Genomic DNA, 25,209 nt, shown 5'->3' on the forward strand with positions numbered 1-25,209 from the left:
AAAGAGTAGCGGTTAGCTACTCTTTTTTTATTTTGTGATTATTGATCTTTAGATCTTGGATGACAATTCTTGATTGTCTCTTTTAAATAATCTCTATCTAGATGAGTGTAGATTTCAGTTGTTAAAATTGACTCATGTCCTAACATCTCCTGAACAGCTCTTAAGTCTGCTCCACCTTCTACAAGGTGAGAAGCAAATGAGTGACGGAAAGTATGAGGAGAAACATTCTTGGTCAAACCAACTTTCTTAGAAAGGTTTTTGATGATAGTGAAAATCATAACACGAGAAAGTTTGCGACCTCTACGGTTTAAGAATAAAATATCTTCGCTATCCTTATCGATGTTTAATTTACCTCTATAGCTCTTAAGGTATAACTTAATTTCCTTTTTAGCTCGTTTCCCAATTGGAATTAAACGCTCTTTGTTTCCTTTACCATGAATTTTAATAAAACCCATTCTGAAATGTAGATTCGAAACTCTAAGGTCAATTAATTCAGAAACACGTAGTCCACAAGAATAAAGAGTTTCTAGAATCGCTCTGTTTCTTTGTCCTTCAGCTTTGTTTGTATCAACAGCCTTAACTAAAACGTCAATTTCGTCAACGGTTAAAGTGTGAGGAAGTTTACGTCCAATTTTTGGAGCTTCCAATAAAGCAGTTGGATTTCTGTCAATTATTTCTTCAAGTAATAAATATTTGAAGTAAGCTTTGATACCAGAAATAACACGAGCTTGAGTTCTAGGACTTGTACCTGCATCGTTAATCCAAGTAACAAAATCCTTAAGGTCCTGTAAAACAACCTCAACAGGGGCTACAGTTCTTCCTTGCTCCTTGAAAAAAGTTGTTAATTTAGTGATGTCATTGATGTAAGCATCAATAGAATTCTTTGATAAAGACTTTTCCAACGTGAGATAAGTCTTGAAATTCTCAATTGTTGTTGTCCAATTCATTTCAATTAATTTTTAAGTATGTAGTTTAGTTGTAATTGTTAATCAAATCTATTTTACTAGTTTTGCTTTAACGATAGCAAGATACGTATTTTTATGATAATATTACAAAACATTGTATGAATTTATTACGTAAGCTTTGTCAAAATCGGATAAGAACTCTATGTTAAACTAAAGTGAAATTTTGACGAAATGAAAATTTTAATCCTAAATGGACCTAATTTGAACTTATTAGGGACAAGAGAAAAAACGATCTATGGATCGGAAAGTTTCGATCAATATTTCGAAGAATTAGTGCGTGTATTTCCTGATTTTACCTTAGAATATTTTCAATCAAATATTGAAGGTGAGATTATTAATAAAATTCATGAAGTTAGATTTACATTTGATGGGATTGTATTGAATGCTGCGGCTTATACGCATACTTCAGTTGCTATTAGAGATGCAATATCGGCTGTGGATATTCCAATTATAGAAGTCCATATTTCAAATGTACATCAAAGAGAAGCCTTTAGACATACGAGTATGATTAGTGCAAGTTGTGTGGGTGTAATTGCTGGATTCGGCTTGGATTCTTATCGATTAGGGGTAGAGGCCCTTTCAAAAATTAATCAAGATAAATAAGTTTTTTTTTGACGAATGGTAAAATTTCTTTTGATAAGAGATTTATTAGTTGCCTTTTTTTTGTATTTATCAAAATTGACGAATTAATGTTTTGAATAGATTAAAATCTAATTCAAGAAAAAAATCATTAAACAGATCTGAGTTATTTAGACTTATTCCATTTATGCGTTTCGCAAACGTTTTACAATGGCCTTCATCCTTAATATTCTGTTATACCATAGGTTTATACCTGCAAAAATTCATACTTTAGATTTTGAAGAGGAAATGAGATGCATAAAGCTATGAATTTGCTTTTAGTTTTGTGTTAATTTGGAGCATAAATCTGGGTGAATTCGATTGTATTATAAGCACGTTTTTGTGAGAATATTGACTTAGGGTTTGTCTCGTTTTTGTTAAGAATTAATGGAATTTTAGAAATTTCTTATGTGTTTATGCTAGCTTATTATAGAGTTCAAAATTTGAGCTTTGTTAATAGATTTACTTATCTTTTAAATATTGATTTAAAAATAGAAGTCAATACTTTATAAAACACTATTCTCCTTTTCATAAATTTGCTATTCATACTGTTATCAGTATACGTTCAGTTTAAAAAAAAACTTTAATTATGAAGAAAGGTACTAAAATCATTGCTACAATCTCTGATAAGAAATGTGATGTTGAATTCTTAACTGAACTCTTTGAGGAGGGTATGAATGTTGTTCGATTAAACACGGCTCATCAGTCTCATGCAGATGCACAAAAGGTGATAGATAATGTACGATTGGTTTCAGATAAAATTGCCTTATTAATTGACACTAAGGGACCTGAGATTAGGACAACTGGGATTCAAGAAGACTTCTTTCTTTCAAAGGGTGCTCATGTAAAAATTATTGGTTCTAATTCCAGTTTAGTGGAAGAAAATACTTTCGCTGTTAGCTATGAATTTTTTGTTCAGGATATTCAAGTGGGGAATAGGATCCTTATTGATGACGGTGACTTGGAACTTTTAGTTATCGATAAAACAAAAGATTACTTGCTTGTAGAGGCGCAAAATGAAGGTTACCTGAAAAATCGTAAAAGTGTTAATATTCCAGGTGTTTCAATTAATTTACCATCATTGAGTGATAAGGATAGAGAATTTATCCAGTTTGCTATCGATCAGGATATTGATTTTATTGCTCACTCTTTTGTTCGTAAAAAAGAGGATGTTATAGAGATTCAGAAGATTCTTGATGCAAGAGAATCTAAGATTAAGATTATTGCTAAGATTGAGAATCAAGAAGGTGTTGATAATATCGATGAAATTCTGGAGTATGTATATGGTGTCATGGTTGCAAGAGGTGATTTAGCGATCGAAATTCCAGCCGCGAAAATACCTGTGATCCAACGACGTATTGTTCGTAAATGTATTGATGCTAAAAAATCGGTGATTATTGCAACTCAAATGTTGCACTCAATGATAGAAAATCCTCGACCGACTCGTGCCGAGGTGAGTGATATTGCCAATGCAATTTACAACAGAACGGATGCTATTATGCTTAGTGGTGAAACGGCTTATGGTGATTATCCTGTTGAGGCTGTAAAAGTAATGACGGAAGTCGCGAAAGAAGTGGAGAAGGAATTGTTGCCAGACAAATTGAAACGAGAGCCCAGACATAAGGAGGTTACTTCAGTTTTGGCACGTTCAGCTGTAAACGCTTCACAATTTCTTCCAATAAAAGCAATTGTGACTGATACACTAACTGGGAGGACTGGACGTTACTTATCTGCCTATAGAGGAAATGTTCCTGTTTATGCTCTTTGTTACTCGAAACGTGTGATGAGAGAGTTAGCTTTATCTTATGGTGTGGAAGCAGATTACAAAGAATTGTTAGCTAGTCGTGATGAATTTGTGAAGGAAGCGATCTTAACCTTGATGGGTAAAGGATACTTTACAAGTGAAGATTCTGTGATTATTTTAGGTGGTAGTTTTGGACCTTCCAAAGGTGTTAGTTTTATGGAAGTTTCCAATGTTTATCAACTAACCCATAAAGTTTAGTCGATTTTCGAATTAGTATAAAAAACAAATGCTCATATCTGATTGGATATGAGCATTTGTTTTTTTTCATTCATCTATTTAGGCATCAAGATGACTTTCATTTCGCAGCGTTGACAGTTGAATTCTAGGCTATATTTTCTGTTATTATCTACCAAATACAGCGGTCCTGGTTTTTCGTCTATCGATTTCACTAGCTTCGGACATTTCCCAAATTCATAGCGCAGGCAATGCTTGGTTACCATAAGTGTTTTACCATCGAAATTTTTCTGAAGTTCGAAGGCTTTTTCAATATCATTAACGCCACATTTTTTGTAGAAATCTTCCGCTTTGCAGTTACTCACATTTCCCATATAAGTAATTTTGTCGGCATAGTACTTTGGATGAGAAATTAAAGGACGAGTTACCTCTTTTTCTGCTAAATCAATTCGAGCCTGACTTAATTCTTCTAGAGTTTTTCTTCGTAGCTCATTCAATAATTTAGCTTGTATGAATGGCGTTTCTTGCAGATTGAGTTGAATAGAGCCCAGTTCATAAATGGAATCGCCCAATTTAGAAAGCTGCTTTTCAATATTACTTTTTGCCATATCTTCATTCTTGGCTAGTTCGAATGACTCATTTATACTATTCGAAGCAGATATGCCATTTTCATCAGTAATGTGCAAGAATAATTGTTTTCCCAATTGTTCAAATAGAATATCTATTGAGATTTTACGAATGCTTTTGTCTTGCTTTAACTCCTTGGCAAACTCGTGATCATTATTACGATATAAAGTCGCACCATCGCAAATCATGCTCATATCATTTGGGTAAATCTTATCACCTTTAACACCATTCACTTGTATGCCTTTCAACAGTTTGCTTTTATTGAAAAAACACAAACCGTCACCGTTGTGAAGGGGTAAATTGCTTTTAACAAGGAAGTGATCTTTTCGAACAGCAATGACCTTACCGATTTCCTTACCTAACGCTTTGGGTGAGAAGAAATTTGCGATTTCAGGCACTCTTCCTTTGAAGAAATAAGAGGTGAAACCACGATTGAAAGTTCTTTCGGGGTCAGCTTTGAAGTTGACATGAATACGACCTGAAGAAGCTCTTTCGAGCGCTTTGTTCTGCTTGATAGTTTGATCTAATTTTTGACTGTAATGACTGGTTATATTTTTGATATATGAAATATCTTTTAATCGACCTTCAATCTTAAGAGAACAAATGCCCGCATTTACAATATCTGAAATCTCATTTGAAAGGTTGAGATCTTTTAACGAAAGGAGGTGTTTGTCTTTTGCCAATATATTGCCCTCTGCATCTTCCAAATTGTACTTCATACGACAAGCTTGACTACATTCTCCACGGTTGGCCGATCGACCTGTAATGGCATGCGAGAAGTAACATTGTCCACTCAGACAAACGCAAAGTGCACCGTTTACAAAGTATTCTAAATCGACATTGGTATTGGCCCGAATTTCTTTAATTTGTTCAAGAGAGAGTTCTCTGGCTAAAATAATACGCTTAAAACCAGCTTTTTCAAGAAACTGAATCCGTTCTAAATCGAAATTATGAGTTTGTGTGCTGGCATGCAATTCAATTGGAGGTAAATCCATTTCCAGAATACCCATATCCTGCACAATAAGAGCATCTGCTCCTAATTTATAAAGGTCATGTATTAAAGCTTCCGCTTCTTTTAGTTCATTGTCATATAAAATGGTATTCATTGTAATGAATACTTTGGCCCAGTATTGATGAGCAAATTTAATCAGTTCTCCAATATCTTCTAAAGTATTGCCCACAGCGGCACGTGCTCCGAATTTTGGAGCTCCTATATAAACAGCGTCTGCGCCATAGTTGATGGCTGCTATGCCTGTTTCCAGATTCTTAGCCGGAGCCAAAAGTTCGATTTTACGCATTTGATTCAATTTGATTGCGAAGATAAGCTTTTCAAGCTGATATCCTGTTTAGGAGATGGGCTACTTAAAGAAAAGATGCTCAGGATTTATCTTACTCAATTAAATTCTGTTTGCAAGCAGTTGTCTGACTCAAATATTTTGTGTCAAACATGGTTTTAATCAAAGGGTTATCGCGTTGTTATATTCTCTCACAAGATTTAATTTAAGAAGTCACTTTTTTTTATAAATTTATGATCTCTAACGCAAAGGTTTTCGATAATTTGAAAATATCATTTTATTCAACTTGAATAATCATTGCATTTGCATATAAATAAACGAATTAAATCATACCTATTACTTATACAACACACATCTTATGAATTTTTCTTATCTGATTTATGAAGAAAGGGATGAGCTTGGTATTCTGACTTTGAACCGTCCGAATGCCTTAAACGCTCTCAATAATGAAGTCTTTGATGAATTACAGTCTTTTCTTGATTCGTTTAAACAGTCAAATAATGTTAGAGTTCTTATTATAACTGGTGCAGGAAAAGCTTTTGTTGCTGGTGCTGATATTAAAGCATTCCAGGATATGACTGTTCATGAAGGCTATGATTTTTCAGAGAAAGGTAAATCTGTCTTTCGAAATATAGCTCAACTACCTATTCCTGTTATTGCTGCTATCAATGGTTTTGCTCTTGGTGGTGGTCTTGAGTTAGCTTTAGCATGTGATATCCGTGTGGCCAATAAGGATACTCGACTAGGATTGCCAGAAGCCTCTTTAGGTTTAATTCCTGGATTTAATGGAACCGTTGAAGCCTTGAAACAAGTTGGTCTGGGACATGCCATGTATCTAATGATGACTGCCGGGGGTATTAAGGCGACTGAAGCTTATGACTTGGGATTGGTTCAGCAATTGACTGAGGCTGACCAAGTTCTTGATCAAGCTATTGATATGGCCAAGAAAATAGCTAAAAATAGCCCAAATGCACTTCGTTTATTAAAGACTGTTTTGCGTGAGGGTAAAGAGATGACACGAACTGATGCTGAAGCAATGGAGTCTAGGGAGTTCGGGAATTTATTTCAAGCAGACCAAGCTGAACGAATTGAAGGCGTTAACGCTTTTATTGAGAAACGTAAACCAAATTGGAAATAATCACTGGCTTTTAGATTTGCATTTGTAAATTCAATATCTGAAAATCAAAATCAAAATAACAAAATGAACTACATTAATAAATACACAAACATAAGTTTATTAGGTGCTGCTGGTAAAATGGGTAGCGGTATTATGGCTCTTTTAGCTTTCGAAGTTGGAAAACTTAAGATCGGTGCTAAGCGCGAAGAGAATTTCGTGATTAATGCGATCGACGTTTCTCCTGAAGCTTTAGAAGGACTTTTGAAATATTTGAAATCTCAACTTTTAAAGTCAGGTGAGAAAAATATCGTTGAACTTAGAGAGTGGTATAAAGATTCTGCTGAGTTAGTAGAAAATGAGCAAGTGATTGAAGCCTATGCTAACGATGTGATGGCTATGATCAAAACAAGCACTCGTATTGAAACGGCTTACGATTCTCAGCTTGTTTTTGAAGCAATTAAAGAAGATAAAGGCTTAAAGGTGAAGTTGTTTTCACAAATTAAGCAGAATAATCCTGATACTTGGTTTTTAAGTAATACCTCTTCAATTCCTTTGGGTGAGATTGACAAGGAAGCTGGTTTGAATGGAGATATCGTTGGTTTCCATTTCTATAACCCACCAGTTATTCAGAAATTACTAGAAGTTATCCCAGTAGAAAATATCAACCCTGACTTGATTAAGTTCTCTGAAGAGTTAGCTAAATCGATGAGAAAAATTGTTGTTTATTCTAGTGATGTAGCTGGCTTTATTGGTAATGGTCACTTTATGCGTGATGCCTTATTCGCTTTGGATCAAGCTCAAGGAATGACCAATGAGATTGCTTTGGCTGATGCGATTTATCGTGTTGATACGGTGAGTCGTGATTTATTACTTCGTCCAATGGGTATCTACCAATTGATGGATTATGTGGGGGTTGATGTGATGTGCTTTATTCTTAAGAGCATGCAAGCTGCTTTCTCACAAGAAAAATTATCTCATGAAATATTGAACCAGTACATCGATCTTGGTGTAACGGGAGGTCAATATTCTGATGGTTCTCAGAAAGATGGTTTCTTCCAGTACGAGAAAGGAAAAATCGTTTCTGTATACGATATAGATGCTAACGCATATAAGGCTATTGCTGATGTGAAAACGGCTAATGAGGCTTATTTCACGCCTCAACCGTCTGAAAAATTGAATTGGAAAACTGTGATTCGTGAAAGAGAGAGAGAAGGTATTTTATCTCCATTCTTCAATGAGTTAAAAGTATTAGCTAGTCCTGCATCTAAATTGGCTGTTGCTTATGGACTAAAGTCTAAAGCTATCGGACAATTATTAGTTGAAGGTGGTGTTGCTGCTGATACAAATGCAGTAAATAAAGTAATGGAGACAGGTTTCTACCATGCTTATGGCCCTGTAAACAACTTTTTTGAATAGAAAATCGTTATTAAAATAATTCTTAAAGCTCAACTTCGGTTGGGCTTTATTTGTTATGTTTTATAAGGCTTATTGTGTTTGATAGCCTATAGTCCTTGTTGTTATATAACACAGTTGATTTCGTATGAAGATTAAATAATCTTAACTAAACTGCAATATTATTTTACTATGCTAAAGTAGAATTTCACTATTTAAAACTTAAGATATGACAGGAATTTCAAAAGGATGGAAACCTGATGATAAGATTCATCACAAGCGGGGTCGTAAGATATCAATTGATTATATAATAAAGGTCGTCTTTAATCTTCTAGGGCCTGTATTGTTTGGTTTATCAATGATTTATAGCCCTTTTGAATTTATGGATGCTCGTACTCATCAAGTTGTAGCTCTTGTTATTTGGATGTTGGTGTGGTGGATAACAGAATTTGTGCCTTTACCAGTAACGTCATTGTTACCGTTGATTATACTACCAACCTTCTCGATATTGGATATGAAATCGGTTGCAATTCCATATAGTTCATCGGTTATTTTTCTTTTTCTAGGTGGTTTTATTATCGCATTGGCTCTTGAAAAATGGACGCTTCATAGACGGATAGCTTTGTATATTCTTAAATTAATGGGATCTAGAGCAGACTCTATTGTTTTAGGTTTTGTAATTGCGAGTGCTTTTTTAAGTATGTGGATTTCCAATACAGCTACTGCCGTTATGATGTTACCAATTATACTTTCTGTAGTAGCTATGATTTCAAAAAATAGCAATGAGAACCCAAAGAATATTCGAAACCTTAAAATATCCATGTTATTAGGAATGGCTTATGGTGCTAATATCGGAGGTATGGGAACCTTAATTGGAACACCTCCCAATGCAATTCTTGCAGGATATATTCGTACAACTTATAATGTTGAAGTTGGATTTTTAGAATGGATGCTATTTGCATTGCCTATTGTTATTGCACTTATTTTTATAATGTATATTCTTATTACAAAAGTTGTTTACCCTAATAGAATGGGTCGAATTGAGAGCTTTTCTGCTATGGTAGATCGAGAATTAGAAGAAATGGGGAAAATGGGCAGAGATGAAAAATCAACATTTGCTCTTTTCATTTTGGCCGCTTTAATGTGGATTACTCGTAGTGGAATTAATAGTCTTTTTAATATAAACCTTGGAGATACTTCAATTGCGATGTTTATAAGTGTTCTCTTTTTTCTTGTTCCAACTTCTAAAGGGACAGGAGAGCGTCTTCTTGAATGGAAAGACACATCTAAATTACCTTGGGGAGTTTTAATTTTATTTGGAGGAGGCTTAAGTATCGCATCAGCTCTGGGAGATACTGGAATTTTAAGTTTTTTTGCAAATTATATTACAAGTATACAAGGAGTATCAGTAACAGTTATTTCTTTAATCTTAATGCTCATATTAGTTGTTATGACAGAGCTTATGAGTAATACTGCTTTGGCAACTATTTTCTTGCCTATTATTGCAAGTATAGGGATTTCTTATGGAATGAATCCCGTTGCTTTTGCTGCTCCAATGATACTTGCAATGAGTTGTGTTTTTTCTTTACCGATGGGAACACCTCCTAATGCTGTTATTTTTGCTAGTGGAGAATTAAAAATTAGTAATATGGTACGAGTTGGTTTTATGTTAGATCCTATTTCAGTCAGTATAATATCTCTGGCAGGATTCTTTTTAGCAAATTTATTTTTAGTTTAAAAAGTTTCAAAATACTATAAGGGACATGAATGTGTTCTATTTCTTCAATTCTCCTTTTGTCTCAATATTGAGATGAAAGGAGAATTTTTTTTTATTAACAATTTGCACTCTTTATGCTGATTTTACTAGTCATGCAGTTTGGCTTATGTTTATTTATTATAAATAAGATTCGTAATGATTCTGATTTTAAGTGAATTATTATTAAATTAAGTCACTGAAAAAATATTTTGACTTATAACTTGGGACAATAAGCCTTGTCAAATTGATATCAGATGTTATATTAGTTCTTGACGTTTTCTTTGGTTTAGGCTGCAGTTTCGTTCGAATAATATTCTAATAATAAACGCTAATCTTTATGAAATCTCCACGTCGAAAAATCTACATGCTTGCTGGTTACAATACCATATCAATGGGAACAGGTCGTTCTGAATTCAATCCTAAAAAAGGGTGTCGACCTTTGGAAAGTTACATCAAAGAAGCTGGGCAGGCAGTTTTGGAAAGGATTGGCGGTGCTGATAAAGTAGACGAAGGTGTTATAGGTAATTTTATGGCTGCTCGATTTAATAACCAGGCCAATTTACCTGCATTTTTCCCTTTAATTGATGATGGACTAAAATTTAAGCCTGCAATAAGTGTTGAAGGCGCTTGTGCTTCGGGAGGTTTGGCATTAATCTCTGCCATAAAATCTGTATTAGCTGAAACTGCAGATGTGGTTTTGGCTTTAGGTGTTGAAGTTCAGAATACAAAGAAGGCTGTTTATGGTGCTGATATACTAGCTGCAGCGGGTTGGAATCAATCTCGAAAAAATGGACATGCCTATTTTTTTCCGGGTGTATTTAGTAATAGAGCAGGGGCTTACTACGAAAAGTATGGTAAAGACCGTTCTCGATTGGCTATGAGCCAATGGTATGTCAATGCTATTGAAAATGCAAGACTTTGTTACACGGCTCAGGAAGCAGAGAATAAAAAAACAAAACTACTTGATATGGCACTTGAGATGCCGTTAAACCCTAAGAAATTTGTTGATCATTTAACGGTACTCGATTGCTCTAAAGTTTCAGATGGAGCTTCTGCTATTGCTGTTGTTTCAGAAGAGGGATTAAAACGTTTAGGGTTTAAACCAGAAGAGGCTATTGAAGTAATTGGTTTCGCTCAAATGACATCAAATATTACTCAAGATCCAACAGATCTTACTGTTTTGGAAACAACACGAAATGCCGTTAAGAAGGCTCTTGAAATGGCAGGTATTAATATTAGCCAATTGGGTACCATTGAATTACATGATTGCTTTTCGATTGCTGGTATTATGGCCATTGAAGCTATTGGTTTAGCCGAGCCTGGTAAGGGTATTGATTACGTTATTGACGGGAAAACAAAACGTGATGGAGAGATGCCAATAAATACCACAGGTGGTCTAATAGGTTGGGGGCACCCAACAGGAGCAACAGGAGTGCATCAGGCTGTTACGCTTTGGGAACAATTGACTGGGAAGGCGGGTGATGCCCAAATTGAAATATGTGCTGATAGACCATATGCTCTAAGTATTAATATGGGAGGTGATGATAAAACATTGGTTTCGATTGTCTATAAAAAAGGCTAGAATTTGAAAGAAAAATAACCACACACACTAACTATTAACCCTTAAACAAACCACACTATGAATTTTGAACTCACTGAAGAACAAGAGATGATTCGAGATGCTGCCCGTGACTTTGCTCAGCGAGAATTATTAGCTGGAGTGATTGAACGTGATGAAAATGCCACTTACCCCAAGGAACAAGTTAAGCGATTAGGCGAACTGGGATTTCTAGGAATGCTAGTTAGTCCTGAATATGATGGAGGAGGAATGGATACCGTTTCCTATGTTTTGGCTATGGAAGAAATTTCCAAAGTAGATGCATCCGTCTCAGTGATTATGTCTGTAAATAATTCTCTAGTGTGCTGGGGAGTTCAGAAATATGGAAGTGAAGCCCAAAAAGAGGAATTTCTAAAGCCAATGGCGAGAGGAGATAAGATTGGAGCGTTTTTACTTTCAGAGCCAGAGGCTGGATCGGATGCCACATCACAAAGAACGACTGCTGTTGATATGGGGGATCATTATTTGGTAAACGGAATAAAAAATTGGATTACTTCGGGAGGTACGGCTTCAGTATATTTACTCATAGCTCACACCCATCCAGAAAAAAAACATCATGGCATAAACGCTTTTCTGATTGATTCAAAATTAGAAGGTATTAGTGTAGGACCTCATGAGAATAAAATGGGCATGAGAGCTTCGGATACACACTCAGTCATGTTTAATAATGTGAAGATCCCTAAGGAAAATCGTTTAGGAGAAGATGGACAGGGTTTTACAATTGCCATGAGATCACTGGAGGGTGGGCGAATCGGAATTGCTTCACAAGCTTTAGGTTTAGCTTCAGGTGCTTATGAGTTAGCCTTACAGTATGCTCAGGAGAGAAAAACCTTTGGTAAAGAAATTTTTAAACATCAAGCCATTGCCTTTAAACTGGCAGATATGGCCGTCGAAATTGAAGCTGCTCGCTTCTTCTGTCTGAAAGCGGCCTGGCTGAAAGACCAAGGAAAACCTTATGGACAAGCAAGTGCTATGGCTAAATTATATGCTGCTGAAACAGCAATGAAAGTGACCACTGAAGCCGTTCAGATTCATGGAGGGAATGGCTATGTGAAGGAGTATCATGTTGAACGCTTGATGCGTGAAGCAAAGCTTACCCAGATCTATGAAGGCACCTCTGAGATACAAAAAATTGTGATTTCAAGGGGATTATTAGCATAGATTGATTATCTTAATTAAAGATTTATGAATATTAGAATACCTATTTCTAGTATTGAACTATAAATCAACACTAACCACAAAAATATAAACCATATGAAAATATTAGTTTGTATCAGTAATGTTCCCGATACCACTACCAAAGTAAAGTTTACCGATAATAACAAGCAGGTTGATGATGCGGGGGTTCAGTGGATTATTAACCCTTGGGACGAACTTGCTTTAACCAGAGCCATAGAATTAAAGGAAGATGGTAATAATTCAATTGACGAAGTTTGTGTTATCAATGTAGGCTTATCTAAATGTGATGCGACTTTAAGAAAAGCACTAGCCATTGGAGCTGATAAAGCCATCAGAATTGATGCTGATCCTATTGACGCTTATTATGTCGCAGCTCAAATTGCAGACTATCTTAAAAATAATCCTTTTGATATTGTACTAAGTGGTATTGAATCGAGCGATTATAATGGCTCTTCAGTAGGAGGTATGCTCAGTGAGTTTATGGACTGTCCTGCCATTTCATCGATGACTAAACTCGAGATTGAGAATGGCAATGTCACGATTCATAGAGCGATTCCAGGTGGAAAACAAATACTCGAATTGACAACTCCATTTGTAGGTATCGTTCAAAAAGGAATCACGAATGAACCCAGAATTCCAGCCATGCGCGGTATTATGATGGCAAGAAAAAAGCCTTTAGAAGTCTTATCAGCAGTTGAGATGGAATCTTTAAGTCATATTGTTGAGTTTGAATTACCAGTAGCCAAAGCGTCTTGTAAAATGATTGATGCCGAACACTTGGAGGAATTGGTCAATCTACTTAAATCAGAAGCCAAAGTTTTATAGGGCTATTATAATTGACTTCAATATGAGTGATTAGATAAATTAGAGAAGATAAATTCTAAAATATTATATGCTATGTCAGTAATCGCATTTGCAAAAAATTGGGAGGGTAAATTTAAAAAATCAACTTATGAGTTGGTTTCCTATGCTAAGGAGTTGGCCTTTCGACTTAATACACAAACTCTCGTTCTTTCGATTGGAGAGGTTGAAGAATCAGAATTGGAAAAATTGGTTCAGTATGGAGCTGATAAAATTATTTCTGTTGATGATTCCCGTTTAAATATTCTTAGTAGCCGTATTTATGCTGAAGTTATTAGCCAAGTTGTGAACAAGGAAGATGCTTCTTATGTGATCTTGAGCGATAATAATTCGGGAAAGGCTATTTCACCACGTTTATCAGTTAAGCTGAAAGCTGGTTTGGCAGCAGGTGTTTTAGATGTGCCAAAATCTTTAGATCCTTTTGTTATAAAGAAGCAAGTCTTCACAGGTAAGGCTTTTGCTTACGTTCAAATTGACTCTGAAAAAAAGATATTGACATTATCGAAGAATTCTTTTGGTATAGTCGAAAATCCAACGAGTTTAAACCTCGTGAAGTTTACACCTGAACTAAGTGATGATCTCTTCAAGATTAAAGTAAAATCTGTAGAGAGTTCTGATAATAAAATTATTTTGGCTGATGCTGATATTGTGGTATCTGCTGGTAGAGGTATGAAATCGGCTGATAATTGGCAGCCCGTTGAAGATTTAGCATCTGTAATGGGTGCAGCCACAGCATGTTCACGTCCAGTATCTGATGATGGGTGGCGTGGTCACGAAGAGCACGTAGGACAAACAGGGAAGGTCATTGCTCCGAATTTGTATTTCGCAATAGGTATTTCAGGCGCTATTCAGCATGTGGCTGGAGTTAGTCGTTCCAAATGTATAGTTGCTATCAATACCGACCCGGAGGCCCCTATTTTTTCTGTAGCTGATTATGGTGTTGTTGGTGATGCTATGATAGTGCTCCCAGAATTAACTGAGATTATTCGTAATGGAGAGTAATATAAATTGAGTCAGCTCTTGTAGCTGACTCATTATTTTCAAATATATAAGCTAACCCTAATCATCATGATAAAGCAAACTCTATTTACTGTTGTTCTCCTTATTACACTGGGTGTTTTTGTTTGGTCGGTATTTCGTTTAAGAGCTTTCTTTAAACTGACAAAACCTGCATACCCCATTAAGAATATATCAGCACGAATAACACGTACATTAAACGTCGCGTTTGGGCAGAGTAAAATTTTTAGAAAACCCGTTATTGGGTTCATGCATGCTCTGGTTTTTTGGGGGTTTCTGGTGATCACTTTAGGGAGTATTGAGATGGTTTTTGATGGGCTTGTAGGCTCTGATCGATCTTTTGCATTTATGGGTATTTTTTACGATGTGATTATGGCATCAGGCGATGTGTTTGCTTTTATTATTCTGGTTTTCATTATTCTCTTCATCATTAGAAGAAGTTTTATGAATATCTCTCGTTTTAAAGGTGTTGAAGTTACGCCTAAAACAAATTTAGATGCTCAATTGTCGCTTTATTTTATTGGTTTCCTAATGCTATCCCTATTGGTTTTTAATTTGGGGTATATCAGTAACCATTCCAATGAGGTGTTGGGTGTTTATCCGGTCTCTTCTAAAATTATCCAATGGACTTCCATGGATTTTGGAGCTTTGCAAGAATCGGGTTGGTGGGTTCACATCCTATTGATATTTGTTTTTGCGAATTACCTGCCTTACTCTAAGCATTTCCATGTATTCTTATCCATACCCAATGTTTTTCTATCTAATCTTGAGCCATTAACCAAATATCCTAACCTTGAGTCGATAACCAGAGAGGTTAAATTGATGTTAGATCCTGAAGCAGCTTACGATGAAAGTGAGGAGGTCACCCGTTTTGGTGTTAAAGATATTGAGGATGTAACCTGGCGAAATTATATGGACTCATTAGCTTGTACTCAGTGTGGACGTTGCACTGATGTTTGTCCTGCAAACATTACTGGTAAACGTTTATCGCCACGTAAAATATTTGTTGATTTACGACATCGAATGAATGAAAAGGGAACTCTGATATTGAAAGGGGAAGATGATACCAAGAGTTTAATTAGAGATTATATTAGTGAAGAAGAGATATGGGCTTGTACATCCTGTAATGCATGTGCACAAGAGTGCCCGATAGAAATAAGCCATCCAAATTTGATTATGGATATGCGACGGTATTTAGTGATGGAAGAAGCTTCTGCTCCAGCAGGATTGAATGCCATGTTTGCAAATATTGAAAATAATGGAGCCCCCTGGCAATATTCTCCTGAGGATAGAATGAAGTGGGCAGAATAATTGATCTTAAAAATTGAAAAATCATATCTAATTTATATGAATAAAGACACGAAAATAGATATTCCAATAATGGCTGATGTTGCTGCAAAAGGCGAACAAGTTGAGTATTTATACTGGGTAGGATGTGCAGGAGCTTTTGATCTTCGTTATCAGAAAGTTGCTCGCTCATTTGCAAAAATATTGAATCACCTTGAATTACGTTATGCTGTTTTAGGCACCGAAGAAAGTTGTACCGGTGATGCAGCAAAACGTGCCGGTAATGAGATGCTATTCCAGATGCAAGCCATGCAGAATATTGAAATTTTGAATGGCTACAATATTAAAAAAATCATTTGTACTTGCCCTCATTGTTATAATACCCTTAAGAATGAATATCCGGATTTAGGAGGTCATTACGAAGTGATTAATTATACTGAGTTTTTAGATGATCAAATCAAAAAGGGAAACTTAAATTTGGACAAGAATCCTTTTGAGAATCTATCCATCACTTATCATGATCCTTGCTATTTAGGTAGAGGGAATAAGATCTATGATGCACCTAGAAATATTGTAAAGGCTGTTTATGGTGAAGTTAAAGAGATGAAACGAAGTAAAAGTTCGGCTCTTTGTTGTGGTGCTGGTGGTGCCCAAATGTTTAAGGAAGCTGAAAAGGGGGATAAAGAGGTCTTTATTGAACGCACCGAAGATGTGCTTGAGCAAAAAGTGGATAAAGTGGCTACTGCCTGTCCTTTTTGCATGACCATGTTAACTGATGGGATTAAGTTTAAGAATAAGGAAACCGAAGTTGAGAATCTCGATATAGCCGAGATTGTTTCTCAGGCCTTGGATTTATAGAATATGATTAAGCTTCGCTACTAATAAGGGAGCTGTGTTTTTTTTGAAACAAATTAATAAATGGGAATAGGAGAATTTTTGAATTACAGTTTGATAACGTCTAAGAACTTTAGTCTGACTGTGTATGGTGTTTTAATCGTTATTGGTGTCCTTATTGCAACCATCATTGCTTTAAGAATAATAAAGCGTGTTTTTAAACGTTTTATTGCCAAACGCGAGAGTGATCAAGGTGTCTATTGGTCCGTTTTTTTATTTGTTAAATATCTAACCTGGGTCATTGTTGTTATTGCATTACTCGATACGGTAGGCGTCCAGATTTCAGTTCTGCTTGCTAGTATTGCAGCTCTTTTGGTTGGAGTTGGTTTGGGTATTCAACAACTGTTTAATGATATAGCTTCAGGACTGGTACTAATTGTAGAAAGGAATTTACGGATTAATGATGTCATTCAATTAGATGACGATACGGTTGGTAGGGTGATTGAAATAGGTTTGAGAACTTCTAAAATAAAAACCAGAGATGATATTGTGATGATCGTTCCGAATTCAAAATTTGTTAATGATAGAATTATTAATTGGAGTCATATTGATTTTAAAACACGATTTTTTGTAGAAGTTGGGGTGGCTTATGGTTCTGATGTTAAATTGGTAGGAGACTTGTTAAAAGCTTGTGCCATGGGGCATAATAAGATCGCCAATAAACCAGAAGCCTTTGTTCGTTTCAATAATTTTGGAGAATCCTCGCTCGACTTTCAATTGTATTTCTGGGTGAAGGAGACATTCTTAGTTGAAAATATAAAAAGTGATTTAAGATTCGCGATTGATGAGGCTTTCAGAAAGAATGGAGTCACAATTCCATTTCCTCAAAGAGATGTGCATTTGATGAAATAAAATATTTGTTTTTGATAATGAGGGGCTAAAGGGTTTGATTGTAGAGAAGGAATCTTAATGATCATTTATAAGCTTTGATAATTCGTTTTTCTTAAAGGAATATTTTAATTAAGAAAAACGGATCTGCTAGTATTTTGTTTAAATTTGATTTATATTCAAGTATTATTTGAATATGATGACTTGATGAATATAATGAACAAGCTCTGTTCAGTTGTCTCACGAAAAATCAAAAACATTGTACCGCTTAAAATCAAAAATAGATACTCAATCTGAAGAATTTATTTCGAACAAAGCAGCTTATGCAGCTTTGGTCGAAGACTATCGTCAAAAACTGAAATCGGTTATTGAGGATGCTGACCCCAAAGCAAGAGAAAAACACCTCTCCAGAGGAAAGCTTCTGGTACGCGATAGAATAGAACTTCTATTGGATAAAAATACCCCATTTCTAGAACTTTCACCTCTTGCTGCCTATAATCAGTACGATAATAAATTCCCATCAGCTGGTATAGTCACCGGAATTGGGCTTGTACAAGGACGAGAATGTGTCATCATTGCTAATGATGCGACAGTGAAAGGTGGAACCTACAATCAGTCAACAATTAAAAAGCATATTCGAGCTCAAGAGATTGCTATGGAGAATCACTTGGCTTGTATTTATATGGTCGATTCTGGAGGTGCTTTTCTTCCTGAGCAGGCTAATGTATTTCCTGATAAGTTAGATTTTGGTCGATTCTTTTTCAATCAGGCTCAAATGTCAGCCAAAGGTATACCCCAAATTGCTATGGTTATGGGCTCATGTACCGCTGGTGGGGCTTATGTGCCTGCCATGAGTGATGAGACCATTATTGTCAGGGGACAAGGCACCATCTTTATTGGTGGACCTCCTTTGGTTAAGGCTGCAACGGGTGAGGAAGTTACAGCAGAAGAACTTGGTGGTGCTGAGGTGCATACCTCGAGGTCGGGTGTAGCCGATTATTTGGCTGAAAACGATAGACATGCCATTCAAATCTGTCGTAATATTTTTGAATCAATTCCAATTCCAAAAAAACAAACTCTCGATAAGATAAAGGCTGTAGAACCAGCTTATGATCCTACAGAATTGTATGGACTAGCACCTTTAGATCTTAAAAAGCCTTTGGATGCTCGTGAGCTGATCATGAGAATTGTAGATGGGAGTTCTTTTAATGAATTTAAAGAGCGATATGCTCCAACCATTGTAACAGGTTTTGCCAGAATAATGGGCTATCCGGTGGGTATTATTGCCAATAACGGTATTATTTTCTCCGAAACCTCTCTTAAAGCCGCTCATTTTATTGAGTTGTGCTGTCAGCGCAAAATACCTTTGGTATTCCTTCAAAATATTACTGGTTTTATGGTGGGGAAAGAATACGAACATCAAGGCATTGCCCGTGATGGCGCCAAGATGGTTCACGCTGTGGCTAATGCACAGGTACCCAAATTTACAGTTATTGTAGGTGGTTCATTTGGAGCTGGAAATTATGCTATGGCAGGACGAGCCTATGAGCCCCGTTTGTTACTCATGTGGCCTAATGCCAGAATATCGGTTATGGGTGGTGAACAAGCTGCAGGTGTTTTGGTTCAAGTGAAAGAACAACAGTTAAAATCGCGAGGCCAGGAGTTTGATGAGGCTGAAAAGAAAAAGCTTCGAGATAATATTTTACAGAAGTTCGAAGAAGAAGGCTCTCCGTATTATAGCACATCACGTATGTGGGATGATGGGATTATAGATCCATTGGAAACTAGACAAGTCCTCGCTCTAGGAATTGCAGCTTCTCAAAATAAAGAGTACGGTGAACCTAAGTTTGGCGTATTCCGAATGTAATCCTAAGTGTTTTTTTGAAAAAATGAATGAAACAGAGATCATGTATAAAACAATAGAATTTAAGATAGAGAATCAGATGGGTTACGTTTTTTTGAATCGACCTGAGATACACAATGCTTTTAATGAAGAAATGATATCTGAATTGATTCATTGCTTTGGTGAGCTCGAAACAATGGATAATACTGAGATTCGTACACTTATCATAGAAGGTAGAGGGCCTTCATTTTGTGCAGGCGCAGATTTAAAATGGATGAAGTCTGTCGTTGATTATTCGCATGAGGAGAATTATCAGGAGAGTTTTAAGTTGTCGCAGTGTTTCAATGCCATCTACTCTTGTAAGTTTCCAACAATAGCCATGGTGCATGGGGCAGCTATAGGTGGCGCGAATGGTTTATTAGCGGCTTGCGATTTTGTATTGGCTGATAAAAAAGCTGTTTTCTCACTTAGTGAAGTTAAAATTGGGATTGTTCCAGCTTGTATTTCGCCCTATGTGATGAAAAGAGTTGGTGAATACAAATCGAAAGAACTGATGCTTACCGGTATTCGTTTTTCGGGAAAAGAAGCTGAAAAATATGGCCTTGTAAATTGGTCATTGGGGCAGAAGAGAAGAAAAGCGAAACTAGAAGAATTGATTCATAATCTTGGCACAAGTGGACCTATTGCAGTTTCACAGTGCAAGCAGTTACTCTATGATATGAGTAATCGACTAAGTCATGAAGAAGCTATGACTTATACAGCTAAAATGATTGCTGATTTGAGAAAATCAGATGAAGGACAAGAGGGCATGAATTCCTTTCTTGAAAAAAGAAAACCGAATTGGGTGAAATAATAGATACAGATGTATTATAAACGACTACTAATAGCAAACAGAGGTGAAATTGCCGTTCGAATCATTCGAACCGCTCATAAATTGGGTATTTCGACCTTGGTTATTTATTCTGATAAAGATAAGGAGGCTGATCATGTTCGCTTAGCTGATGAGGCTTACCCTCTTAAAGGAGATGATTTGTTATCAACTTATTTGGATAAGCAACAAATTATCAAAATTGCTGTTGAAAATAAGGCTGATGCCATTCATCCAGGTTATGGATTTCTTGCTGAGAATCCTGAATTTGCAAAAGCATGTTCAGAGGCTAATATTGATTTTGTCGGGCCCGATGCAAAATCTATCGAATTGATGGGCAATAAGGTTAATGCTCGTGAATTTGCTGTTTTACAGAATTTGCCTGTTTTAGAGGGTATTATTGGCGATAAGGCAACTTTATTGAAGAATTCTTCTCAATTGCAATTTCCTATTTTGGTGAAGGCGGCTGCAGGAGGTGGTGGTAAAGGCATGCGCATTGTCAGAGCAGAGTCAGATTTGGAATCAGCGATTTTGGCAACCTCTCGTGAGGCTGAAAAATACTTTGGTGATGGTGAAGTGCTATTGGAACGTTATATTGAAAATCCACGTCATATCGAAGTTCAGGTTTTGGCAGATAAACATGGGAATGCCATTCACTTATTTGAGAGAGAATGTTCGATACAGCGTCGTTTTCAGAAAATTATTGAAGAAGCTCCATCAGCAAGTGTAAGCCCTGAACTTAGACAAAGAATGGGGAATGCTGCCGTTCGTTTAACTCAAGCTTTAGGCTATTCTAATGCGGGTACAATTGAGTTCTTGATGGATGAGAACAATGCGTTCTACTTCCTGGAGATGAATACGAGAATTCAAGTTGAACATCCCGTTACAGAAATGATTACAGGTATCGATTTGGTTGAAGAGCAGCTTGCGATTGCATCAGGTAAGAAACTTAGATATAAGCAAGGGGATATTGTTTTGAATGGTCATGCCATTGAAGCCAGAATCTATGCCGAAGATCCTGAACAAGATTTTATTCCTGCTCCAGGATATGTTGAGTTTTATAGGGAACCAGTTGTAACAAACACGAAACTTCGTGTGGATTCCTCATTGTCTGATGCTAGTATGATTTACCCGGATTTTGATCCTATGATTTCGAAATTGATTGTTTGGGATGAGTCACGAGATCTGGCCATTGAGGGTTTGAAACAAGCCTTGTCAGATTATCACATTCATGGAATAAAGAATAATATCCATTTTCTTAAGAATTTGATTGGGACAGATGAGTATAATCAAAATCAGATATCAACTCATTTCTGCAAGGATAACGAGAAAGAACTTTTAGTTCGGATGAATCAAGATCAGCAATCTATTGATCATGCTTTATTCTATGCTGCCTTCTCACATTTTGACTTGCAGATAGATCAGGCTAAGAATATTTGGGAGGAGATTGGTTATTGGCGCAATGCAAGAAAAGCATTTAAGTTAACTCACGATGATAAAACGATTGAAGTTATTTCAAGGGATAAAATGACTTACGAGATAGATAGTAAGCCTTATCGTTTTGAAAAGTTAGAGTTAAATAATAATTGTATAAACCTGATTCACAAAGGTAAGATTTATTCATTCTATATTTCAAAGGATGAGCGTAATGAGGCACATATTTCTTGTAAAGGGATACTTGTGAGTTTGCGACGTTGGTCTGATTCTGTTAATGAACTTTTCAATGAGAGCTTTGAAGAAGTTGGTAAGTCTGGAGATCGGATTCTTGCACCTCTTCCTGGTAAAGTTGTTAAGATTAATGTGAAGCTTGGAGAGAAAATTCAAAAATCAGATGTTTTACTTATTCTGGAATCCATGAAAATGGAAAATAGCATATTGGCACCTTTCGATGCGGTAGTTTCTGAAATCGTGATTAAGGAAGGTGAACAGGTAAAAAGTCAAATGGAACTTATAAAATTGATTGAGGCGTAGGGTAAATTATGAACTTATACGATTGGAATTGAGTATTCTCAATTGTTAATTAAAAGATAGACAGATGAAAGATAAAATTCGAATAGCAAATGCCGGTGGTTTTTGGGGTGATGATCTCGGGGTTTTAAGACGTCAGTTAGAAGGGGGAGAAGTAGATTATATTTCTTCAGACTTTTTGGCTGAGGTTACCATGAGTATCCTTCGAAAACAGCAGTTGAAGAATGAATCCATGGGCTATGTGGGTGATTTTGTCGATCAAATTGTTGATGTGGCTGAGTTGATGAAAGCAAAAAAGGTGAGAATGCTAACCAATGCAGGTGGTATTAATCCTTTAGCTTGTGCAAGAAAAATTTTAGAAGAGCTGAAAGTTAAAGGCGTTGACTTGAAAATTGCAGTTGTCATTGGGGATAATATTATTGAGCGAATTGATGAATTTTATCCTGATAAGGCCATGTTTACGGATATGGAGACGGGTGATGACTTTGCTTATATAAAGGATAACATTCAATCTGCAAATGTCTATCTGGGTGTGCCTCCTTTATTAAAAGCACTCGAAAGTGGTGCCGATTTAATTCTGGCTGGAAGAGTGACTGATACATCAATAACCATGGCACCTTTTATCTATGAACTCGGTTGGGATCTGGATGATTGGGATAAACTAGCTGCCGGCTTGGTGGCTGGTCATATTATTGAGTGTGGTGCACAAGCCAGCGGCGGTAATTTTACAGATTGGCATAAGGTTGAAAAGTGGGATAATATGGGTTATCCGATTGTTGAAATGAATCGTGATGGCAGCTTTGAGGTTTATAAACATCCCAATACAGGTGGACTAGTCAGTTGTGATACCATTCGTGAACAGTTGGTTTATGAAATGGGTGATCCAAAGCATTATATTAGTCCTGATGTGGTTGCAGATTTTAGTCAATTGGAGTTGACTGATGTATCTCGTGATAGAGTTTTAGTGAAAAATGCTAAAGGTCATCCTTCTACCCATTTTTTGAAAGTGTCTATGGCCTATGAGGACGGTTATAAGGCGGTTAGTTCTATTGTGATTTCAGGAGGACATGTTTTAAATAAAGCTCGTGAGTTTGAAAAAATATTCTGGCAAAGGCTGAACATTGATTATAAGAAAACCAATACAGAATACGTTGGCTATAACGCTTGCCATCAGGATTTGGTTGAAGAAATCGATCCCAATGAAATTCTACTGCGCTTTTCTGTTTACGATGATGATTTAGATAAAATTAAAGCCTTTTCGACAAGCATTGCGCCATTGATATTGAGTGGGCCTCCGGGCGTAGCTGTGATTGGAGGAAGATCTCGTGGTCAGCAGGTTATGACTTATTGGCCGACACTTGTTCCGAAAACTTTGATTCAAACAACAGTACATGTTTTAGATTCAAAGGGCGACATACAAGAAACCTATGAAATTGACTCTGTTTTGGGAAATGAAGCTGATTTTAATGTGGAAAAATCAAAATCTCAGTCGGCTTCCAGTGATAAATATACTCATATGGAGATGGAACATGTGCCTCTTAGAACAGTTTGTATGGCGCGTTCTGGAGATAAGGGTGATACCTTTAATATAGGTGTTTTAGCCCGATCAGAATCGATTTATAATTATCTGAAATCAAGCTTAAGCTCTGAGGTCGTGAAAACGATGTTTAAAGGTATTTGCAAGGGGAAGGTGAAGCGATATGAACTGGATAACTTATTGGCTTTGAATTTCCTCTTAGAAGAGTCCTTAGATGGTGGTGGAACAAAATCACTGATGATTGATGCACAAGGTAAAACAATGGCTTCGGCATTATTAAATCAAACATTTCCTATTCCAAAGGTCTACCTGAAAGAGATCAAGTGAAAATAGTTTGAATTATTAATTGAATTGATTGAAGTTGAGTCTTGAAATAATTCTTAACTTATAACAAGAAGAAAATACACAGCATATGGATCCTTTTTTAAACGAAGAACATTATATAATAAGGAAGGCGGTTCGCGATTTTGCTGAAAGAGAGATTAAACCTCTCGCTGCTGAATTAGATGAGAAAGAAGAATTCTCTCCTGAGTTGACAAAGAAAATGGGAGAGATGGGACTTTTCGGCATGTTTTTACCCGAGAAGTATGGTGGACATGGAAGCGATTATCTTTCCTACATTATTGCAGTTGAAGAAGTGGCTCGAGTTGACGGATCGCATGCAGCAACTTTAGCCGCACACAACTCATTGGGAATTGGTCCAATCTATAATTTTGGAACCGAGGAGCAAAAATTAAAATATTTACCTGGACTTTGTTCCGGAAATGAGCTTTGGGCTTTTGGATTAACCGAAGCTGAGGCTGGATCTGATTCTAGAGGAACCAAGACTTTTGTAAAGGATCTTGGTGCCATGTGGGAGATTAATGGATCCAAAATATTTATTACGAATGGATCAAATATACAAACCTCAGGTGTTACAGTTCAAACCATATCAGCAATAAATGGAGAGGAAAAAGAATTCACCTGTGTATTAGTTGAAAAAGGTACCACAGGGTGGAAAAGTCAGCCAATGCATGGTAAACTTATGTGGCGTGCTTCTGACACTTCTCAAATGTTTTTCGATAATTGCAGAGTACCCAAAGAAAATATTCTTGGAGAACGTGGAATGGGATCTAAAATCATGTTGAAGACTCTTGATTCGGGACGCTTGTCGATTGCTGCAATGGGACTTGGTTTAGCACAGGGTGCTTTTGAAATGGCTCTGGAATATGCAAAGGCACGTAAGCAATTTGGGAAACCAATCTCAAAATTCCAAATCAACAGCTTTAAATTGGCTGATATGGCAACGAAGATTGAATTAGCCAGGAACCTTTTGTATAAAGCTTGTTGGTTGAAGGATAATGGCCAGCCATTTGAAAAGGAAGCGGCTATGTCGAAATTATATTGCTCTGAAATAGCAAAACAAGTTGCTGATGAGGGGGTTCAAATTCATGGTGGATATGGTCTGATGAAAGAGTATCCTATTGAGCGATTTTATCGGGATCAGCGTTTGCTACAGATTGGAGAAGGGACTTCGGAAATTCAACGCTTAGTTATATCAAGATATATTGGATGTTAAACG

At 36.5% G+C, this 25,209-nt stretch carries 19 protein-coding genes; 17 read left to right on the plus strand and 2 right to left on the minus strand.

What is annotated here, in order from left to right; all coding sequences use genetic code 11:
* Positions 1-38 precede the first annotated feature (38 nt).
* Positions 39-947 (minus strand): site-specific tyrosine recombinase XerD, encoded by a 909-nt coding sequence (gene xerD, locus DWB61_RS15755; protein ID WP_125031880.1) that lies wholly within the window; start codon positions 945-947, stop codon positions 39-41.
* 189 nt (positions 948-1,136) lie between these two features.
* On the opposite strand from xerD, the gene aroQ reads away from it, so the two are divergent.
* Together aroQ and pyk are read left to right on the plus strand one after the other, a co-directional pair.
* Entirely contained in the window at positions 1,137-1,568 is a 432-nt protein-coding gene (gene aroQ, locus DWB61_RS15760; RefSeq protein WP_125031881.1) for a type II 3-dehydroquinate dehydratase, read from the plus strand.
* A 604-nt stretch (positions 1,569-2,172) separates the two neighbouring features.
* Complete coding sequence (gene pyk, locus DWB61_RS15765) at positions 2,173-3,585, plus strand: pyruvate kinase (RefSeq protein WP_125031882.1); 1,413 nt, start codon at positions 2,173-2,175, stop codon at positions 3,583-3,585.
* 74 nt (positions 3,586-3,659) lie between these two features.
* On the opposite strand, the gene DWB61_RS15770 is transcribed toward pyk, so the two are convergent.
* Entirely contained in the window at positions 3,660-5,486 is a 1,827-nt protein-coding gene (locus DWB61_RS15770) for a peptidase U32 family protein (RefSeq protein WP_125031883.1), read from the minus strand.
* A gap of 355 nt (positions 5,487-5,841) precedes the next feature.
* Between DWB61_RS15770 and DWB61_RS15775 the strand changes: the two genes are divergently transcribed.
* From DWB61_RS15775 to DWB61_RS15845, 15 genes are all read left to right on the plus strand, one after another.
* On the plus strand, positions 5,842-6,621 hold the full coding sequence (locus DWB61_RS15775) for an enoyl-CoA hydratase/isomerase family protein (protein WP_125031884.1): 780 nt from the start codon (positions 5,842-5,844) through the stop codon (positions 6,619-6,621).
* Positions 6,622-6,684: 63 nt separating this feature from the next.
* The gene (locus tag DWB61_RS15780; protein WP_125031885.1) at positions 6,685-8,016 is read left to right on the plus strand and encodes a 3-hydroxyacyl-CoA dehydrogenase family protein; all 1,332 of its coding nucleotides are present in this window, start codon (positions 6,685-6,687) and stop codon (positions 8,014-8,016) included.
* Between the two features lie 205 nt (positions 8,017-8,221).
* Positions 8,222-9,730: an SLC13 family permease gene (locus DWB61_RS15785; protein WP_125031886.1), complete on the plus strand. Its 1,509-nt coding sequence runs from the start codon at positions 8,222-8,224 to the stop codon at positions 9,728-9,730.
* 355 nt (positions 9,731-10,085) lie between these two features.
* The gene (locus DWB61_RS15790; RefSeq protein ID WP_125031887.1) at positions 10,086-11,330 is read left to right on the plus strand and encodes a thiolase C-terminal domain-containing protein; all 1,245 of its coding nucleotides are present in this window, start codon (positions 10,086-10,088) and stop codon (positions 11,328-11,330) included.
* Positions 11,331-11,387: 57 nt separating this feature from the next.
* On the plus strand, positions 11,388-12,527 hold the full coding sequence (locus DWB61_RS15795) for an acyl-CoA dehydrogenase family protein (protein ID WP_125031888.1): 1,140 nt from the start codon (positions 11,388-11,390) through the stop codon (positions 12,525-12,527).
* A gap of 93 nt (positions 12,528-12,620) precedes the next feature.
* The gene (locus DWB61_RS15800; RefSeq protein WP_125031889.1) at positions 12,621-13,370 is read left to right on the plus strand and encodes an electron transfer flavoprotein subunit beta/FixA family protein; all 750 of its coding nucleotides are present in this window, start codon (positions 12,621-12,623) and stop codon (positions 13,368-13,370) included.
* 72 nt (positions 13,371-13,442) lie between these two features.
* Positions 13,443-14,408: an electron transfer flavoprotein subunit alpha/FixB family protein gene (locus DWB61_RS15805; RefSeq protein WP_125031890.1), complete on the plus strand. Its 966-nt coding sequence runs from the start codon at positions 13,443-13,445 to the stop codon at positions 14,406-14,408.
* Between the two features lie 66 nt (positions 14,409-14,474).
* Positions 14,475-15,734 carry a 4Fe-4S dicluster domain-containing protein gene (locus tag DWB61_RS15810; RefSeq protein ID WP_125031891.1) on the plus strand — a complete coding sequence of 420 codons (1,260 nt, stop codon included), beginning with the start codon at positions 14,475-14,477 and terminating at the stop codon, positions 15,732-15,734.
* Between the two features lie 36 nt (positions 15,735-15,770).
* The gene (locus DWB61_RS15815) at positions 15,771-16,568 is read left to right on the plus strand and encodes a (Fe-S)-binding protein (RefSeq protein WP_125031892.1); all 798 of its coding nucleotides are present in this window, start codon (positions 15,771-15,773) and stop codon (positions 16,566-16,568) included.
* A 60-nt stretch (positions 16,569-16,628) separates the two neighbouring features.
* The gene (locus tag DWB61_RS15820) at positions 16,629-17,456 is read left to right on the plus strand and encodes a mechanosensitive ion channel family protein (RefSeq protein ID WP_125031893.1); all 828 of its coding nucleotides are present in this window, start codon (positions 16,629-16,631) and stop codon (positions 17,454-17,456) included.
* A gap of 235 nt (positions 17,457-17,691) precedes the next feature.
* Positions 17,692-19,299: a carboxyl transferase domain-containing protein gene (locus DWB61_RS15825; protein ID WP_125031894.1), complete on the plus strand. Its 1,608-nt coding sequence runs from the start codon at positions 17,692-17,694 to the stop codon at positions 19,297-19,299.
* Between the two features lie 22 nt (positions 19,300-19,321).
* Positions 19,322-20,128: an enoyl-CoA hydratase-related protein gene (locus tag DWB61_RS15830; RefSeq protein ID WP_191984787.1), complete on the plus strand. Its 807-nt coding sequence runs from the start codon at positions 19,322-19,324 to the stop codon at positions 20,126-20,128.
* 9 nt (positions 20,129-20,137) lie between these two features.
* Positions 20,138-22,114 (plus strand): acetyl/propionyl/methylcrotonyl-CoA carboxylase subunit alpha, encoded by a 1,977-nt coding sequence (locus tag DWB61_RS15835; RefSeq protein WP_125031895.1) that lies wholly within the window; start codon positions 20,138-20,140, stop codon positions 22,112-22,114.
* A gap of 64 nt (positions 22,115-22,178) precedes the next feature.
* Positions 22,179-23,975: an acyclic terpene utilization AtuA family protein gene (locus tag DWB61_RS15840; protein ID WP_125031896.1), complete on the plus strand. Its 1,797-nt coding sequence runs from the start codon at positions 22,179-22,181 to the stop codon at positions 23,973-23,975.
* An 85-nt stretch (positions 23,976-24,060) separates the two neighbouring features.
* Positions 24,061-25,206, plus strand: a complete 1,146-nt coding sequence (locus DWB61_RS15845) for an acyl-CoA dehydrogenase family protein (RefSeq protein WP_125031897.1) — start codon at positions 24,061-24,063, stop codon at positions 25,204-25,206.
* Positions 25,207-25,209 lie beyond the last annotated feature (3 nt).

It is taken from the genome of Ancylomarina euxina (genome assembly GCF_003863355.1).
Taxonomy (GTDB): Bacteria; Bacteroidota; Bacteroidia; order Bacteroidales; family Marinifilaceae; genus Ancylomarina; species Ancylomarina euxinus.

Bases quoted from the DNA above. Each gene is read 5' to 3' on its own strand.
- DWB61_RS15790 (WP_125031887.1), top strand. From the start codon at position 10,086: ATGAAATCTCCACGTCGAAAAATCTACATGCTTGCTGGTTACAATACC.
- DWB61_RS15800 (WP_125031889.1), top strand. From the start codon at position 12,621: ATGAAAATATTAGTTTGTATCAGTAATGTTCCCGATACCACTACCAAA.
- DWB61_RS15775 (WP_125031884.1), top strand. From the start codon at position 5,842: ATGAATTTTTCTTATCTGATTTATGAAGAAAGGGATGAGCTTGGTATT.
- DWB61_RS15785 (WP_125031886.1), top strand. From the start codon at position 8,222: ATGACAGGAATTTCAAAAGGATGGAAACCTGATGATAAGATTCATCAC.
- DWB61_RS15840 (WP_125031896.1), top strand. From the start codon at position 22,179: ATGAAAGATAAAATTCGAATAGCAAATGCCGGTGGTTTTTGGGGTGAT.
- DWB61_RS15845 (WP_125031897.1), top strand. From the start codon at position 24,061: ATGGATCCTTTTTTAAACGAAGAACATTATATAATAAGGAAGGCGGTT.
- xerD (WP_125031880.1), bottom strand. From the start codon at position 947: ATGAATTGGACAACAACAATTGAGAATTTCAAGACTTATCTCACGTTG.
- DWB61_RS15835 (WP_125031895.1), top strand. From the start codon at position 20,138: ATGTATTATAAACGACTACTAATAGCAAACAGAGGTGAAATTGCCGTT.
- pyk (WP_125031882.1), top strand. From the start codon at position 2,173: ATGAAGAAAGGTACTAAAATCATTGCTACAATCTCTGATAAGAAATGT.
- DWB61_RS15830 (WP_191984787.1), top strand. From the start codon at position 19,322: ATGAATGAAACAGAGATCATGTATAAAACAATAGAATTTAAGATAGAG.
- DWB61_RS15795 (WP_125031888.1), top strand. From the start codon at position 11,388: ATGAATTTTGAACTCACTGAAGAACAAGAGATGATTCGAGATGCTGCC.
- DWB61_RS15810 (WP_125031891.1), top strand. From the start codon at position 14,475: ATGATAAAGCAAACTCTATTTACTGTTGTTCTCCTTATTACACTGGGT.
- DWB61_RS15815 (WP_125031892.1), top strand. From the start codon at position 15,771: ATGAATAAAGACACGAAAATAGATATTCCAATAATGGCTGATGTTGCT.
- DWB61_RS15820 (WP_125031893.1), top strand. From the start codon at position 16,629: ATGGGAATAGGAGAATTTTTGAATTACAGTTTGATAACGTCTAAGAAC.
- DWB61_RS15780 (WP_125031885.1), top strand. From the start codon at position 6,685: ATGAACTACATTAATAAATACACAAACATAAGTTTATTAGGTGCTGCT.
- DWB61_RS15770 (WP_125031883.1), bottom strand. From the start codon at position 5,486: ATGCGTAAAATCGAACTTTTGGCTCCGGCTAAGAATCTGGAAACAGGC.
- DWB61_RS15805 (WP_125031890.1), top strand. From the start codon at position 13,443: ATGTCAGTAATCGCATTTGCAAAAAATTGGGAGGGTAAATTTAAAAAA.
- aroQ (WP_125031881.1), top strand. From the start codon at position 1,137: ATGAAAATTTTAATCCTAAATGGACCTAATTTGAACTTATTAGGGACA.